The organism is Burkholderia sp. BCC1047, from assembly GCF_902833155.1.
Taxonomy (GTDB): Bacteria; Pseudomonadota; Gammaproteobacteria; order Burkholderiales; family Burkholderiaceae; genus Burkholderia; species Burkholderia sola.
On record NZ_CADFEH010000005.1, the window covers coordinates 249,279 to 263,783 of the forward strand.

General features: G+C 65.4%; 12 protein-coding genes and 1 pseudogene. 7 read left to right on the top strand and 6 right to left on the bottom strand.

Translation table 11 applies throughout. The features are described from left to right. Positions 1 to 32: 32 nt before the first annotated feature. Entirely contained in the window at positions 33 to 2,903 is a 2,871-nt protein-coding gene (tssI, locus tag HWX55_RS08555) for a type VI secretion system tip protein TssI/VgrG (RefSeq protein ID WP_175975316.1), read from the bottom strand. A gap of 513 nt (positions 2,904 to 3,416) precedes the next feature. Between tssI and HWX55_RS08560 the strand changes: the two genes are divergently transcribed. Continuing rightward, the gene (locus tag HWX55_RS08560) at positions 3,417 to 3,572 is read left to right on the top strand and encodes a hypothetical protein (RefSeq protein ID WP_175975294.1); all 156 of its coding nucleotides are present in this window, start codon (positions 3,417 to 3,419) and stop codon (positions 3,570 to 3,572) included. A 208-nt stretch (positions 3,573 to 3,780) separates the two neighbouring features. Next, positions 3,781 to 4,794 (top strand): tryptophan--tRNA ligase, encoded by a 1,014-nt coding sequence (gene trpS / locus HWX55_RS08565; protein ID WP_175975295.1) that lies wholly within the window; start codon positions 3,781 to 3,783, stop codon positions 4,792 to 4,794. Between the two features lie 9 nt (positions 4,795 to 4,803). Here trpS and HWX55_RS08570 read toward each other — a convergent pair whose 3' ends face one another. From HWX55_RS08570 to HWX55_RS08585, 4 genes are all read right to left on the bottom strand, one after another. Further along, on the bottom strand, positions 4,804 to 5,217 hold the full coding sequence (locus HWX55_RS08570) for a VOC family protein (protein ID WP_175975296.1): 414 nt from the start codon (positions 5,215 to 5,217) through the stop codon (positions 4,804 to 4,806). A 93-nt stretch (positions 5,218 to 5,310) separates the two neighbouring features. Then, positions 5,311 to 6,231 carry a bestrophin gene (locus HWX55_RS08575; RefSeq protein WP_175975297.1) on the bottom strand — a complete coding sequence of 307 codons (921 nt, stop codon included), beginning with the start codon at positions 6,229 to 6,231 and terminating at the stop codon, positions 5,311 to 5,313. A 117-nt stretch (positions 6,232 to 6,348) separates the two neighbouring features. Beyond that, a complete protein-coding gene (gene cydB, locus HWX55_RS08580; protein WP_175975298.1) occupies positions 6,349 to 7,356 on the bottom strand; it encodes a cytochrome d ubiquinol oxidase subunit II in 1,008 nt (335 codons plus the stop codon). Positions 7,357 to 7,358: 2 nt separating this feature from the next. After that, entirely contained in the window at positions 7,359 to 8,759 is a 1,401-nt protein-coding gene (locus HWX55_RS08585; RefSeq protein WP_050014043.1) for a cytochrome ubiquinol oxidase subunit I, read from the bottom strand. 423 nt (positions 8,760 to 9,182) lie between these two features. Here HWX55_RS08585 and fdhD point away from each other — a divergent pair, with 423 nt between their 5' ends. The 5 genes from fdhD to moaD all read left to right on the top strand — a co-directional run bounded on the left by fdhD (position 9,183) and on the right by moaD (position 13,541). Beyond that, complete coding sequence (gene fdhD / locus HWX55_RS08590; protein ID WP_175975299.1) at positions 9,183 to 10,055, top strand: formate dehydrogenase accessory sulfurtransferase FdhD; 873 nt, start codon at positions 9,183 to 9,185, stop codon at positions 10,053 to 10,055. Then, the gene (glp, locus tag HWX55_RS08595) at positions 10,052 to 11,266 is read left to right on the top strand and encodes a gephyrin-like molybdotransferase Glp (protein WP_175975300.1); all 1,215 of its coding nucleotides are present in this window, start codon (positions 10,052 to 10,054) and stop codon (positions 11,264 to 11,266) included. Before fdhD ends, glp begins: the two co-directional genes overlap by 4 nt. Before the next feature lie 217 nt (positions 11,267 to 11,483). Continuing rightward, the gene (gene moaA / locus HWX55_RS08600; RefSeq protein ID WP_175975301.1) at positions 11,484 to 12,608 is read left to right on the top strand and encodes a GTP 3',8-cyclase MoaA; all 1,125 of its coding nucleotides are present in this window, start codon (positions 11,484 to 11,486) and stop codon (positions 12,606 to 12,608) included. Between the two features lie 47 nt (positions 12,609 to 12,655). After that, on the top strand, positions 12,656 to 13,228 hold the full coding sequence (locus HWX55_RS08605; RefSeq protein ID WP_175975302.1) for a molybdenum cofactor biosynthesis protein MoaE: 573 nt from the start codon (positions 12,656 to 12,658) through the stop codon (positions 13,226 to 13,228). Positions 13,229 to 13,283: 55 nt separating this feature from the next. Beyond that, complete coding sequence (gene moaD, locus HWX55_RS08610; protein ID WP_175975317.1) at positions 13,284 to 13,541, top strand: molybdopterin converting factor subunit 1; 258 nt, start codon at positions 13,284 to 13,286, stop codon at positions 13,539 to 13,541. A 728-nt stretch (positions 13,542 to 14,269) separates the two neighbouring features. Here the strand turns inward: moaD and HWX55_RS08615 are convergent. Beyond that, positions 14,270 to 14,410, bottom strand: a pseudogene (locus tag HWX55_RS08615) (integrase core domain-containing protein); the annotation flags it as partial. Positions 14,411 to 14,505: the final 95 nt, after the last annotated feature.

The following is a 14,505-nucleotide window of genomic DNA, read 5'->3' on the forward strand; positions in this document are numbered from 1 at the left end:
GTTTCTCGTCGAAAACTGTAGCGAATCGCCGGTCAGCCCTGTGCGTGGCGCTGGCGCGATTCCGGATCACCGTCGACTGCCCGCCATCCCTGCGCGGCCAGTTGATCATCGTCGCTCAACCCTCCCTCCATCACGGGCACCTCGATCTCGTGCCCGTTGTGCAGCTTGACCGTGTAGGAAGACGTGCCCTTCTGGTGATTCGCAATGATCAGTTGACCATGCTCGTCGGTCACGCCGTCCGCGATCTTCGCCGCCCCCTTGTAAAGGGTGTACGGCTCGTAGGCAAGCGGCCGGCCGTCGTTCGGGTGGGAACGGAGCACCACCGCAAGGCTGTCCTGTTGTTCCAGCTCCTTGAACGTCAGGGGAGCGGGCGCCTTCACAGGCTTGTTGTCCGGCCCAACGAGACTGTGCGACGCTGCATGTTCGCGCCATACCCCACTCGTGCCATGCACGACGCCGCTGCCACTCCACTGGCTGTAGCTCGATCCGCCGTTGATCGACGCTTCCTCCCTCGCCTGGGTATTGACCTTCGGCGAGCGAAACACGATTTCCTCGCCTGCTTCCAGGATGATGCGCTTGGCGGCCTTCACGACCACATCCTCCTTGTGCGCCTCGATTCGCAGCTTCCCGTCCGCCGTCACCAGCGTCATGCCCTTGGCCGCGAAGGCGCTCATCCAGTCTCCGACGCGCATCAACAGGCGACGTCCTGCGCTGATCTGCGTGTTGCCGGCACTCACCGCATCGATGTTGGTCTGCGCCCCGAGCACCATCGCGTCCTGGCTGACCACGGTCACGCCGGCTGGCCCCTCGATTGCCACCATTGGCGCACCGGCGGCGCCGCCGCCACCCTGATCAACGTTGCTGCCTGCATCCCAGCCCTTGATCTGCGATGTGATCTTCTCGATGCGTGCCAGGTCGGTATTGTCGGCGTCGTTCGCGGCGGACGCATCACCAAGGTTCCGCACCAGCTCCTGCAATTGTTCGATCAACGTCTGCAACGCCGTGCGTTCGAGCATCTTGCCTTCGGCACGCCCCTGCTGCTGCGCGGTCACGTAGACGCCCTTCGCGGCGCGAATGACCGCCTGGGCATCGGTTCTGGCCTCCAAACCGTCGCCGCGAGGCGCTCCCTTGCCATCGCTACGAGGCTCCGTCAGGTAGCCAAGGTTCAGTTGGGTATAAGTGTGTTCGCTGGCAAGCTGGCTGCTGATCTGGCCGGGCGTATCGTCGAAACGCAGCTGGTTGTAGCGATCCGCCTTGACCTCCTTGGTCTTGATGCCGGAAAGATATCGATTGCCCGGAAGCGAGCCGGTGTGGCTGAACGTGGTCGGCATGTTGGGACCACCGTGCAGCACCCCGGTCACGACCATCTTGTCGGGGTCGCCGTGCAAATGGTCGATCAGCACTTCCATCCCCGCGCGCGGCAGCATGTCCATGCCGTAGTTCGGGCCGGCCCAAGGGCTGACCCATCTCACCCACGCGCTGTCGCGCTCGGTTCCGCTGGTGCCGGCACCTTGCGCATGAGCATGATCGTCCGCGTGCAAACCAAGAATCTGCACCTTGATGCGCCCCCATTCGTCGCAGTGCACTTCCTCGCCGTCCTGGCCAACCACTTTCGCGGTAAACGGGTGCACGGGCGGCAAATCGACGCGCGGATCGTAAGCAGGTGTCAGCGGCACACCGCGGCGCACGCAAATGAATGTGTTCTCGTAGCGAACCCCGGCACCCTCCTCGACCGGCAACGCATCGAAACTCCAGCGACTCGCGGCAAACAGCGCTTGGGCCCGCTCGTCGAGCGCCTTCGAAAAATTGTTGCTCGCCCGGTGGTGCAAGCTGGTAACGACGAATTGCCGCTGCTCCTCGGGCCGGGTATCGACCTCCGGGTGCCCAAGCAGCGTGAACCAGAAGCCCGGCGAGACATCCCGGACATCGCTCGATGCATGCACGCATTCGGCGCGATGCTCATGTGCCAGAATCCGAGCCTTCGCCAGACGCTCGTGGTCGGCATCCGAGTCCGCCGCATGCGGAACGTCGATGACCGAGTCAGCCAGCAGCTTCGCGAGATCGTTGCCCGCCTCGCCCTGATCAACGATCGTCTCCTGCTCAGCCTGCGCGATCCTGCCGGTCTTGTAATCCCAGCTGGCACGCCGCACACTTCCGGGCGTCAGCGCACGGGCCGTGGACCATAGCGTGACCGAGTCACGCTCCCGGGACTGCGTACCGCGGTGGAAAGGCACCTGGCCTGCCGCCGCCTGCGGCAGCTTCGTCGGATCGTCGCAGAACACGAGCGTATGGACCGGCGTGTCGGCGGCCGCACTATCATGCTTGCCGGCCCGGGCGTACCAGAAAATACCGTCGCGTCGACACAACCGTCGAATGAAGGCCGCATCTGATTCGCCCGTCTGGCGCGTCTGCTCGCGCTTTGGATACTGATTGCGATCCAGCACGAGCTCGAAATCGAAAGCCTGCGCCAACGCGGAACTGCGTTGCTGCCATTCGTGCAGCAGCGTCTCCAGAATGTCCGGGACACTCATCGAACGGAACGTTCTGCTGTTGATCCGCTGATCGAGAATACCCAGCGCATCTCTCAACGTCAGTTGAACGCACGTGAGGGAACCGTCCGATTGACCGGCGCGGACATCCGTGATGATCCCGTTGATCGGATACGGTTTGCCTCGATCCGTCATCAGTTGCACCGAAAGCGGCAACCCCAGAAAGGCGGAGAGCGGCAGATCCGGGCGTGACGACAGGCAGGTCAGGTGCCCTTCGATGCCGACACAGAGACCTTCCGTCAAATCGATGTTCTGTGGCACCAGGACATGCGCCAACGCATCCTGATGACGGCCCCAATGAAACCGGATCGCACGATTGTTCTGATCGAGCGCGCCAACGAAGGCGCGAAGCAGTTCGGTCACGTTCACTTGTCGATGGGCATTCGGCAACGGCGCTCTCAGACCGCCAAGCCACCTGCGCTTAATTGTTTGGTCACCGATTTTAAGTGCAACATTCACACAAAAACAATCACGCCATGCTAGTTAGCGCGACCGAAGGTGCAAAAAATGCTCGATGTCTCGATAGTTGATCGGCCCCCTTAAATTAAACAAATAGCAACCATTTGATTTTATTGGATTTTCACATTCTTTCGGACGATTGACGCCAAACATCGCCATGTCTCAACGCACGGCGCCGAGCCCATTGCCCGGACAATTCTTTAAGGTTCGCGGACCGCCAAACTGATAGCATGCGTGTCGCACATGACGGATCCATCCGGATCGTCGCGCGCCGGGCCGACGCACACATCGACCGCATCGTCAAACGGCACGCGACTTATTTATGCCCCGTAGCCCCCGCAACACCCCGGCTCGCCCCACGCGACCCGTTGCAGTAACCGTTGGAGTGGCGCACCCGCGCCTGCAAGCATGAAGAAATCGAAGCAGCCCACCCATCCCCCTCGCGACAAGGACCGCACGCCGCTCGTACGCGCCGGCGCGTGGCTGCTGATGGCCGGCCTGCTATACCTGTTGTGGCCGTCCGCCGAAACCGCGTACCTCGCGATGGAGTCGGTGATCCGCTGACGCGCACGTCCGCCCGCGCACTACGCTATACTGCCGCGATGGAAACGAAACCCGCCTCGCCGATCGTGCATTGCTGGTGGCGCGCCTGACCCAGGCGGCCCGTTTCCTTTTGCATGTCCCAAACGTGATGCCGCCAGCGATGGCGGCATTTGCGTTTCTGCGCTGACATCATGGCTGGCGGCTTCGATAACCCGGAGCAACGACGACCATGACGCACCCCACCCGCCCGACCATCCTCACCGGCGACCGCACGACCGGCCCGCTGCATCTCGGCCACTACATCGGCTCGCTACGCGCGCGCGTGCAGATGCAGCACGACGCGACGCAGTTCCTGCTGCTCGCCGATACGCAGGCGCTGACCGACAACATGGGCCGCCGCCAGCGCGTCACCGAGAACGTGATCGAGGTCGCGCTCGACTATCTCGCCGTCGGCATCGATCCGGCGATCTCGACGATCGTCGTGCAGTCGCAGGTGCCCGAACTCGCCGAACTGTCGCAATACCTGCTCAACCTCGTCACGGTCGCGCGCCTCGAACGCAATCCGACGATCAAGGAAGAAATCCGCCTGCGCGGCTTCGAGCGCGACATCCCGGCCGGCTTCCTGACCTACCCGGTGAGCCAGGCGGCCGACATCACCGCGTTCAAGGCGACGCACGTGCCGGTCGGCGACGATCAGTTGCCGATGATCGAGCAGACCAACGAACTCGTGCGCCGCTTCAACGCGACCGTCGAGCAGCCGGTGCTGGTCGAATGCGAGGCCGTGCTGTCGGCGGTCACGCGGCTGCCCGGCATCGACGGCAAGGCGAAGATGAGCAAGTCGCTCGGCAACGCGATCACGCTCGGCTCGACGCCGGACGAGATCGCGCAGGCCGTGAAGGACATGTATACGGATCCGAACCACCTGCGCGTGAGCGACCCCGGCCAGGTCGAGGGCAACGTCGTGTTCACGTTCCTCGATGCGTTCGAGCCGGACGTGGCGAAGGTCGACGAGCTGAAGGCCCACTATCGCCGCGGCGGACTCGGCGACAGCGTCGTCAAGCGCGTGCTGAACGAGCGGCTGCAGGCGCTGATCGAGCCGATCCGCACGCGCCGTCGAGCGTTCGAAGCCGACAAGGCCGAAGTGATGGCGATCCTCAAGCGCGGCACGCTGCATGCGCGGGAAGTGGCGGGGGCGACCCTTGCGGAAGTAAAGGGTGCGATGGGGCTCACGTATTTCGATTGAGCGGCGCCGTCACGACCGCTCCCGCTCCGCGGCCGCTGCGTGACACACGGCCTCCATCCGGTTGCCGGCCGGATCGATCAGAAAAGCCGCGTAGTAATCGCCGTGGTACTGCGGCCGCAATCCGGGTTCGCCGTCGGACTGGCCGCCCGTTGCGAGGCCAGCCTCGAAAAACGCATGCACCTGCTCGCGGGAAGCGGCCTTGAAACACCAGTGCCGCTTGCTCGTCCCGATTTCGGCGGGATCCAGATACACCGCGAGGAAGGTCGATGCAGGGTCGTTCGCGCTGCAACGTTCGCCGTAACCGAGCGCATTGGCCCGGTCATAGACCTTGGTCGCGCCGAGCGCAGCCATGACGGCATCGTAGAAGGGGCGTGCCTGGTCGATATCCGGCACGCCGATCGACACGTGATCGAGCAGTTGCATGGTGTGGGCTCCATTGAACGAGCACGAGTCTACACAACCGCCCCCGCTCCGGCCGAGCAACCTTACCGACGACTACACTACCGACCCCGCCGCCTACGTGATCTGATACGTCGACGCCGGCACGAATTCCTCGGGCATCGGCCGATCGCCGAGTTCGAGCACCGACCGCTCGATCGTGCGCGTGATCGCATCGAGCGCGAGCGCATTCGGAGCAAGGCCGAACGGCTCGGCCACTTCGTTCGCGATCGCCTCGAGCGCGATCAGCGTGTAGGAAATGAACACGCAGATCAGCGGCGTGAAGAATTCCGTCGAATCGACGAGCCCGAACGGCAGCAGCACGCAATACGCATACACGGTGCGATGGAGCAGCACGCTGTACGAAAACGGGATCGGCGTCGACAGGATGCGTTCGCAACCACCGACCGACTTGCCGAGCGCGTCGAGTTGCGTCTCGAACATCCAGCAGGTCGCGTCGCTGCCGGGTGCGCGCCCCAGCGCACGCACGATGCCGCCGCGCAGTTCGTCGAGGATCGCGATCGGCTTGTAGCATTTGCCGCCGAGCGCGGCCGTGCGCTCCGCGCCGAGAATGCGCTGCAGGTCCGCGCTCGGATCGGTATGGCGCAGCTGATGCTTCAGCGCATACGCGAGCGCGATCAGCAGATCGGCGAGCCGGTTGCGCTCGGCATCGCTCACGCTGTCGGGCAGGTAGCGATGCAGTTGCGACGTCACGGCGCGTGCGGCGATCAGCAGGTTGCCCCACAGATGCCGCGCCTCCTTGAAGCGCTCGAAGCTCGCGTTGTTGCGAAACCCGAGGAAGATCGCGAGCGCGAGCCCGAACAGCGTGAACGGCGCGGTGTTCAGCGGAATCTTCTCGCCGAAGATGCGCCCGTTCGTGAAGACCGCCAGCGTGCTGACGATCGCCATGAACACGAGCTGCGGAATGATCGACTGCAGCACGGAGCCGTTCCATACGAACAGCATCCGTAGCCAGTTCTGTCGTGGTCGGACGATCATGATGTTTTCTCGACTGGCAAAGGAATAGGGAACCGGAATACGCAACCCGTTGCGCCCGCACCTAATGTGCAACGGCCCGCGCGTGGCGGGCCGCTTTCGCATCGAGTGCCGTGCCGCTCAGTGATAGCCGATGTCGCCCTCGCGCACCTTGCCGCGGAACACGCGGTACTGCATCGCGTTGTACACGAGGATGATCGGCAGCACGATCACGGTGCCGACGAGCGCGAACAACTGGCTCGAATGGCTCGACGACGCGTCCCAGATCGACAGCGACGGCGGCACGATGTTCGGCCAGATACTGATCACGAGCCCCGTGTAGCCGAGGAACACGAGCGCGAGCGTCAGCAGGAACGGCGTGGCCTCGTGCGCACGCTTCACCGCGTAGAAGATGCCCCACACGCATGCGACGACGAGGACCGGCACCGGCAGGAACCAGCCGAGGTTGCCGCTGCCGAACCAGCGGTGCGCGACGGCCGGCAGCCCGATCACGGTCCACAGGCTGACCACGCCCATCACCGCGAGCAGCACACCCGTGAGCGGCTTCATCAGCAACCGCATCTTGCGCTGCAGTTCGCCGTCGACCTTCAGGATGAGCCAGCCGCAACCGAGCGTCGCATAGGTGACGAGCACGCCGATCCCGCACAGCATGCTGAACGGCGACAGCCAGTCGAACGGACCGCCCGCAAAATGGTTGTTTTCGATCTTGATGCCCTGCAGCAGCGAACCGAGCACGATCCCCTGGCAGAACGCGGCGAGCGCCGAGCCGCCGATGAACGCGAGGTCCCACATGTGCTGCGTGCGGGTCGCTTTCGCGCGCAGCTCGAACGCCGCGCCGCGGAAGATCAGCCCGACCAGCATCAGCACCAGCGGCAGGTAGTTCGCCGGCAGCAGCGTCGAATACACGACCGGGAACGCGCCATAGAGGCCCGCGCCGCCGAGCACGAGGAACGTCTCGTTGCCGTCCCACACCGGCGCGACGGTGTCGAGCATCACCTGGCGCTCGGCCTTCGCATCGAAGAACGGAAACAGCAGCCCGATGCCGAGATCGAAGCCGTCCAGCATCACGTAGATGAATACGCCGAGGCCGATGATCGCGGCCCACACGACAGGAAGATCGATATGCATGGTTACTCCGCCTCCGTCACGTTCAGCGGCGTGGACAGCGCGCTCTTGCGCAGCCCCGGATGCCGGTGCAGCTCGATGTAGCCGGCCTGCGCAGCCGGCCCGCGCTTCATCAGTTTCATCATGTAGTAGATACCCGTGCCGAATACCAGGAAATACACGACCACGAAAATCAGCAGCGACACGCCGACCTGTTGCGCGGTGAGCGGCGCGACCGAATCGACGGTGCGCAGCACGCCGTACACGGTCCACGGCTGCCGCCCGACCTCGGTCGTGATCCAGCCGGCCAGCAGCGCGACGATGCCCGACGGGCCCATCGCGACCACGAACCACTGGAACCAGCGCGTCTCGTACAGGCGTCCGCCCTTTCTCAGCAGCAGCCCGAGCAGCGCGGTCAGCAGCATCAGCATCCCGAGGCCGGCCATGATCCGGAACGTCCAGAAGATGATCGGCGAATACGGGCGGTCCTGCGGCGCGAATTCCTTCAGCCCGCGGATCTCGCCGTCCCAGCTGTGCGTGAGGATCAGGCTGCCGAGGTGCGGCACCTGGATCGCATAGCGGGTGGTTTCCGCCTGCATGTCGGGCAGCCCGACGAGGTTCAGCGCGGTGCCGCCCTTCTCGGTTTCCCACAGCCCTTCGATCGCCGCGATCTTCGCCGGCTGGTATTCGCGCGTGTTCAGCCCGTGTGCATCGCCGACGAAGATCTGGATCGGCGCGAGCACCAGCAGCATCCACAGCGCCATCGAGAAGCTGCGCTTCACCGGCTCGTCGCGGCGCCCCTTCAGCAGGTGCCACGCGCCGCAGGCGGCGACGATGAAGCCCGCGACGATGAACGCGGCGATCGTCATGTGCGCGAGACGGTACGGAAACGACGGGTTGAAGATGATCTTGAACCAGTCGACCGGCACGATGAGGCCGTTCTCGATCTTGTAGCCTTGCGGCGTCTGCATGAAGCTGTTCGACGCGAGAATCCAGAACGTCGAGATCAGCGTGCCGACCGCGACCATCAGCGTCGCGAAGAAGTGCGCGCGTGGGCTCACGCGCTGCCAGCCGAACAGCATCACGCCGAGGAAGCCGGCTTCGAGGAAGAACGCCGTCAGCACTTCGTACGTGAGCAGCGGCCCGGTGATGTTGCCCGCGACGCGCGAGAACCCGGACCAGTTGGTGCCGAACTCGTACGCCATCACGACGCCGGAGACCACGCCCATCCCGAAGCCGATCGCGAAGATCTTCGACCAGAACTGAAACATGGACTTGTAGGCGGCGTCGCCGGTGACGAGGTAGCGCCATTCCAGCACCGCCAGGAAGCTCGCCATGCCGATGCTGATCGCGGGGAACACGATGTGGAACGACACCGTGAATGCGAATTGCAATCGGGCGAGATGGAACGCATCGAAGATTTCCATGACCGTAATTTGCTCGTGGTTGTGAGGACGTACGCTCGAAGCAGGAAATCGCGCGACGGCTTGGCGACGACACATGCGAACCCGAACGGCGGCTCGCACGGCATCGAAGCGTGAACGACGATATCGCGTTTGCAACGATACTCGCAATCAATCGAACGTGCGCTGAAACTGTGCTGCTTGCGCCGCCGAAGATGTGTGCACGGAAAATAGTTACCATGCCGGCGGGACGCTCAGCTGTACTGCTTTTCGTGTGGCGGCGCTGTATCTCGGGCGCACTGTTCACTCCACTTAACATGTTGTCCAACGCCTGCCCGCGGCGGTCGCGCGCCCCTCGCCGCCCGCCCGGCGGCCTCGATTCCCGTGGTTCGGCGCACACGCCGAGCCCGGCCGGCGCGCCGGCCGCCCCGCTCTGGAGAAACCTGCATGGAGTCCTGCATTCGCCGCGACGATCCGACCGGCAGCACCGCGTGTCGGGTGACGCGCCATCGTGCCGGCGACGCGCGCGACACCGTCGATCGCGTCGTCGACGAAACCCCGGTTGCACTCGTGTTCAACGGCATCTCGCACACGGTCATGATGGCGACGCCGATCGACCTCGACGCGTTCGGCCTCGGTTTCGCACTGAGCGAAGGCATCGTCGAGCGCGCGTCGGACGTCTTCGACATCGAAAGCGAGTGCCGGCCCGGCAGCGCCGAAGTGCGCCTGACCGTGTCGCAGCAGGCGTTCATGGCGCTGAAGGCCCACCGCCGCGCGCTGGCCGGCCGCACCGGCTGCGGCGTGTGCGGCATCGAAAGCATCGCGCAGCTCGACCTGCACCCGCCGCGTATCGCGGCCGCCGGCACGGCCGCGGGCATCGGCGCCGACGCGATCGCGCGCGCCGCACGTGCGTTGCCGGCCCGGCAGACGCTGATGCGCGAGACGGGCGGCATCCACGCGGCCGCGTGGTGCGATAGCAACGGCGCCGTGCTCGACGTGTGCGAGGACGTCGGCCGCCACAACGCACTCGACAAGCTGATCGGGCGGCGCGCGCGCCGCCGCGCCGACCTGCACGCGGGTTTCGTGTTCCTGTCGAGCCGCGCGAGCTACGAACTGGTGCGCAAGGCCGCGCGGGTCGGCATCCCGATGATCGCGACGATCTCGGCGCCGACGTCGCTCGCGATCGACGTCGCCCGCGAAGCCGGCGTGCGGCTGCTCGGTTTCTGCCGCAACGACGGCTTCGTCGAATACGTGTCGCCTGATGCCGCTTCCCTCAACTCACCGGCGCCTGCACCGGCGCACCCGGCCCATTCGTCATGAAGCACCTGACCGATTTCGATACCGCGCAGCAGCAATTCGCCGGCGCGTTCGCCACGCTCGATCGCACCCAGTCCGTGCCGATCGCGCAAGCGGCCGGCCACGTGCTGGCCGTGCCGCTGACGGCCGTGCTCGACCAGCCGCCGGCCGACCATAGCGCGATGGACGGCTACGCGGTGCGTCATGCGGACCTCGCGCACGGCGAGCCGCTGCGTGTCGCGCAGCGCTGCTATGCCGGCGATACGCCGGCGCCGCTCGCACCACGCACGGCTGCGCGCCTCTTCACCGGTAGCCTGATTCCGCCCGGCGCCGACACCGTCGTGATGCAGGAGCATGCGCACGAACGGGACGGCTGCGTCACGTTCGACGCGCCCCAGCGCAGCGGGTCGCACATCCGCCGCCGCAGCGAGGAAGTACGCGCTGGCGATCGTCTCGTGCCGGCCGGCGTGCGGATGGACGCGATGCACGTCGGCGTGGCCGCCGCGCAGGGGTTCGCGCGGATCGACGTGCGCGCGGCGTTGCGCGTCGGCATCCTGACGACCGGCGACGAACTGGTCGCGTGCGGCGAGCCGCGTGCGCCGCAGCAGATCTACAACAGCAATGCGCCGATGCTCGCCGCGCTGGTCGCGGGAACCGGCGCCGACGTCGCGATGAGCGTGCACGCGGCCGATACGGCGGCCGCCGTCGATCGGGCGCTGCGCGACCTGCACGCGCAGTGCGACCTCGTGATCTGCGTCGGCGGCGCGTCGGTCGGCGACAAGGACCTGCTGCGCCCGGCGCTGACTGAGCTCGGCGCATCGTTCCTCGTCGCCGGCGTGCGCATGAAGCCCGGCAAGCCGGTCGCGCTCGCGCGGCTCGATGCGCGGCCCGTCGTGCTGCTGCCCGGCAATCCGGGCGCCGCGATGACGACGTTCGCGCTGTTCGTCGCACCGCTGATCCGCCGCCTGCAGGGGCGCGACGCGTGCGTGCCGGTCGTGCCGTCGCTGCCGATCGACACCGGCTTCGAGCCGGATGCGCAGCGCGAGCGCTTCGTGCGCGTACGCTGTACGGTGGACGGAAACGGTGCGCCCGTACTCGATACGCTGCGTCAGCAAGGCGCCGGCACGCTGCAGTCGCTGGTGCAGGCAAGCGGGCTCGCGCGGCTGCCGGCCGGGCGCACCATCGCGCGCGGCGACGCGGTTCCGTACTACGAATTCGCGCGCTGGCTCGCATGAGCGAGAAGTCGACTCTCCACCCGATACGGCGCGTTCGCCCCATTCGCCGCGCCCGTCGCGCGTCCCGCGCGGCGAACTGTATTCCTGCGATTCGGGCGCGATTGTGTCTCTGCCGGCCCAACCCGGCGGACTATGCTCACGATGAGGCTCGTCACGACCCGTGCGTCGACACGTCGACACACGCACGGCCGAGCGGCGACGCCCCTCCGCTTACTTCATGCAGGCCGACGACCCGATCGTGAATGCCATCGTTTCCGCCGCGCCGGCCGCCGCCGCTTCATCCGGCGACGCATCGCCCGGTGCTTTCCTCCGCCCGTCCGACACGCTCGGCCGTCCGCTGCGCGACCTGCGCCTGTCCGTCATCGACCAGTGCAATTTCCGCTGCGGCTACTGCATGCCGCGCGACAGTTTCGGCGCCGACTACGCGTTCATGCCGTCGTCCGAACGCTTGTCGTTCGCGCAACTGGAAAAGATCGCCCGCGCGTTCACGTCGCTCGGCGTCGAGAAGATCCGCATCACGGGCGGCGAGCCGCTGCTGCGCCGCCACCTCGAAGCGCTGATCGAACGGTTGGCTGCGCTGACGACCGTCGACGGCAAGCCCGTCGAAATCGCGCTGACGACCAACGGCTCGTTGCTCGCCGCGAAGGCGCGCACGCTGCGCGACGCGGGGCTGTCGCGCGTGACCGTGAGCCTCGATGCGCTCGACGACACTGTATTCCGCCGGATGAGCGACGCCGACGTGCCGGTGTCGCGCGTGCTGGCCGGCATCGAGGCCGCGCACGCGGCCGGGCTTGCGCCGGTCAAGGTCAACGCGGTGATCGAGCGCGGCGTGAACGACGACCAGATCCTGCCGCTCGTGCGGCACTTCCGGCACACGGGCGTGGCCGTGCGTTTCATCGAATACATGGACGTCGGCGGCGCCAGCTTCTGGTCCGGCGACAAGGTCGTGCCGGCCGCGCGGATGCGCGAGCTGATCGACGCGCACTACCCGCTCGTGCTCGTCGGCGAACCGGGGCACGACGCCACCGCGATTCGTTGCGCGCACATCGATGGTGCAGGCGAAGTCGGCTTCATCGCGAGCGTGTCGCATCCGTTCTGCGGCACCTGCTCGCGCGCCCGCGTGTCGGCCGACGGCCGGCTTTATACGTGCCTGTTCGCGACGCAAGGCGCCGACCTGCGGCCGTGGCTCGACGATGCGGCGTCGATCGCCGACCTCGCCGCCGCCGTGCGCGAACGCTGGACGCGGCGCGACGACCGCTATTCCGAGCGTCGGGCCGCACGGCCGGCCCGCGCGCCGGGCAAGACCTATCCGACCGTGCGCATGTCGCTCGTCGGCGGCTGACGGGCCGCCGCGCGACAGCGGATGCGCCGCCCACTGGAGAACCTGTCATGACGACTTTCACCGAATCCCGCGCCGGGCTGCCGGACGATCCGCTGCGTGCCGGCAGCCCCGCGCCGCCCGTCGATGCGGCCGGCACTCCGCCCGAATCGGCGCCCGCGATTGCCGCCGGCTTCGAAGTACGCGTGCAGCATGCGCCGATCGACGCGGGCGCGGAGCTTGCACCGATCGTTCGCAACCCGAATGTCGGTGCGGTCGTGAATTTTCTTGGGGTGGTGCGCAAGGAAGGCGATGTCGACGACGTCGTCGCGCTGGAAGTCGAGCATTACCCGACGATGACCGAACAGGCGCTGTGGAGCATCGTCGAGGAGGCGACTGCGCGCTGGCGGCTCGAAGCGGTCAGGATCGTGCACCGCGTCGGCCGCATTCCGCTCGGCCACCCGGTCGTGCTGGTCGTGGTGGCCGCCGCGCATCGCGCGTCCGCGTTCGATGCGTGCGAATTCCTGATGGATTTCCTGAAGACCCATGCGCCATTCTGGAAGAAGGAGATCCGGCACGACGGGGAATCCGGGTGGGTCGAGGCGAAGGCGCACGACGATCAGGCGATGCGGCGCTGGGGGTGATTGCGTTCGCTTCGCGCTTTCCGATTCCGCTGTTCCTGCTCGAGACATCCCAATGATGAAACTGACGATCAAATACTTCGCGAGCATTCGCGAACAACTGGCGCTCGATGAAGAAACCGTCGAGATCGACGCACGCGAACTCACCGTCGACGCGCTGCGCGGCACGCTGGCCGCACGCGACGCGCGCAGCGCGGACGCGCTGCGGATGGATCGCCCCGTGCGGGCGGCCGTGAACCTCGAAATGGTGACCGGGGACTTCGTCGTGCGGGAGGATAGCGAGGTCGCGTTCTTTCCGCCGGTGACGGGGGGATGATGCGACGCGCGGGGCTGTGCGCTTGCATGCTGTCGTTTCGCCGCGCTCGATGGATCGAGCGCGAATGCGGTCATCGGCGCCGGCGTGAAACAGCATGGGTTCTTCGCGGATTCCCGGGGGAGAGCCGGGGAGGAACGCCGGCGGTCGGCCAAAAGCAGCCGGTCGGATCATCGCTCAAGAGCTGTCATCCAACGTAGAAGTGACCGGCCTGCGCGGCATTTCGCGCAGATCCGATCGACTGCCGGGTTAGAAGGGCAAATTAACTAGAGCCCCTGTCATTTACTCTTTGGGGGATTGCTAGATTTGCTAGGTTTGAGGGATGGTGTATTTCCTGGTGTGGTCTTGTTATCACGGCGGCGCTGATCCGGTTTCCCTGTTGATTTTGCTATCGGCTTTGGTCCTGGTTTAAGTGCCATGAATGCTCTCCTTTGTGGTTAAAAAATTACAGTGTGCGAGTACCTTCTAACTTGGTTTCAGGACAACAGCGTTGCCGTGTAACAGCCCGCACGAGTGCTGGCTGAAGTCACGTTGCTTCACTTTACCCATGAACGGCAGTGCGTGCGAGCGGGTTTTCACGTATGGATGAAGATTCTGAGCGCCTGCTGTCGACTTGCATTGGCGCCAGCTTTGGGTCGTAAGCATCTTTTTTTGGGTAAGAACGGGATTCCTTTCATCGAAGTAGAATCCCATGCAACCGGAACGCCTGAGCGGCTGACCTGCCCCCGGTTTTAGTCCGGACTGCAGTTAGAGTCCGAGGTTAAAAACTGCTGCTTCGCGTCGTGCGCCCGGGCGAACTGCACAGGCGTCAGATAGCCGAGCGAACTATGAGGCCGCTCGGTGTTGTACTCGATACGCCATTCCTCAATCTGAACCGCACCGGGAATCGTGGAGGTCGGTTGGTTTAAGTTAATGCAGGCACTTCAGCCGCATTTCTGAGTTGCCTGTAGTAGTTTGCCTCAGCTTC

Excerpts from the sequence above, each read along its gene's own strand:
- glp (WP_175975300.1), top strand. The coding sequence starts at position 10,052 with ATGAAGCACCTGACCGATTTCGATACCGCGCAGCAGCAATTCGCCGGC.
- HWX55_RS08575 (WP_175975297.1), bottom strand. The coding sequence starts at position 6,231 with ATGATCGTCCGACCACGACAGAACTGGCTACGGATGCTGTTCGTATGG.
- cydB (WP_175975298.1), bottom strand. The coding sequence starts at position 7,356 with ATGCATATCGATCTTCCTGTCGTGTGGGCCGCGATCATCGGCCTCGGC.
- HWX55_RS08570 (WP_175975296.1), bottom strand. The coding sequence starts at position 5,217 with ATGCAACTGCTCGATCACGTGTCGATCGGCGTGCCGGATATCGACCAG.
- fdhD (WP_175975299.1), top strand. The coding sequence starts at position 9,183 with ATGGAGTCCTGCATTCGCCGCGACGATCCGACCGGCAGCACCGCGTGT.
- HWX55_RS08605 (WP_175975302.1), top strand. The coding sequence starts at position 12,656 with ATGACGACTTTCACCGAATCCCGCGCCGGGCTGCCGGACGATCCGCTG.
- trpS (WP_175975295.1), top strand. The coding sequence starts at position 3,781 with ATGACGCACCCCACCCGCCCGACCATCCTCACCGGCGACCGCACGACC.
- HWX55_RS08560 (WP_175975294.1), top strand. The coding sequence starts at position 3,417 with ATGAAGAAATCGAAGCAGCCCACCCATCCCCCTCGCGACAAGGACCGC.
- moaA (WP_175975301.1), top strand. The coding sequence starts at position 11,484 with ATGCAGGCCGACGACCCGATCGTGAATGCCATCGTTTCCGCCGCGCCG.
- HWX55_RS08585 (WP_050014043.1), bottom strand. The coding sequence starts at position 8,759 with ATGGAAATCTTCGATGCGTTCCATCTCGCCCGATTGCAATTCGCATTC.
- moaD (WP_175975317.1), top strand. The coding sequence starts at position 13,284 with ATGAAACTGACGATCAAATACTTCGCGAGCATTCGCGAACAACTGGCG.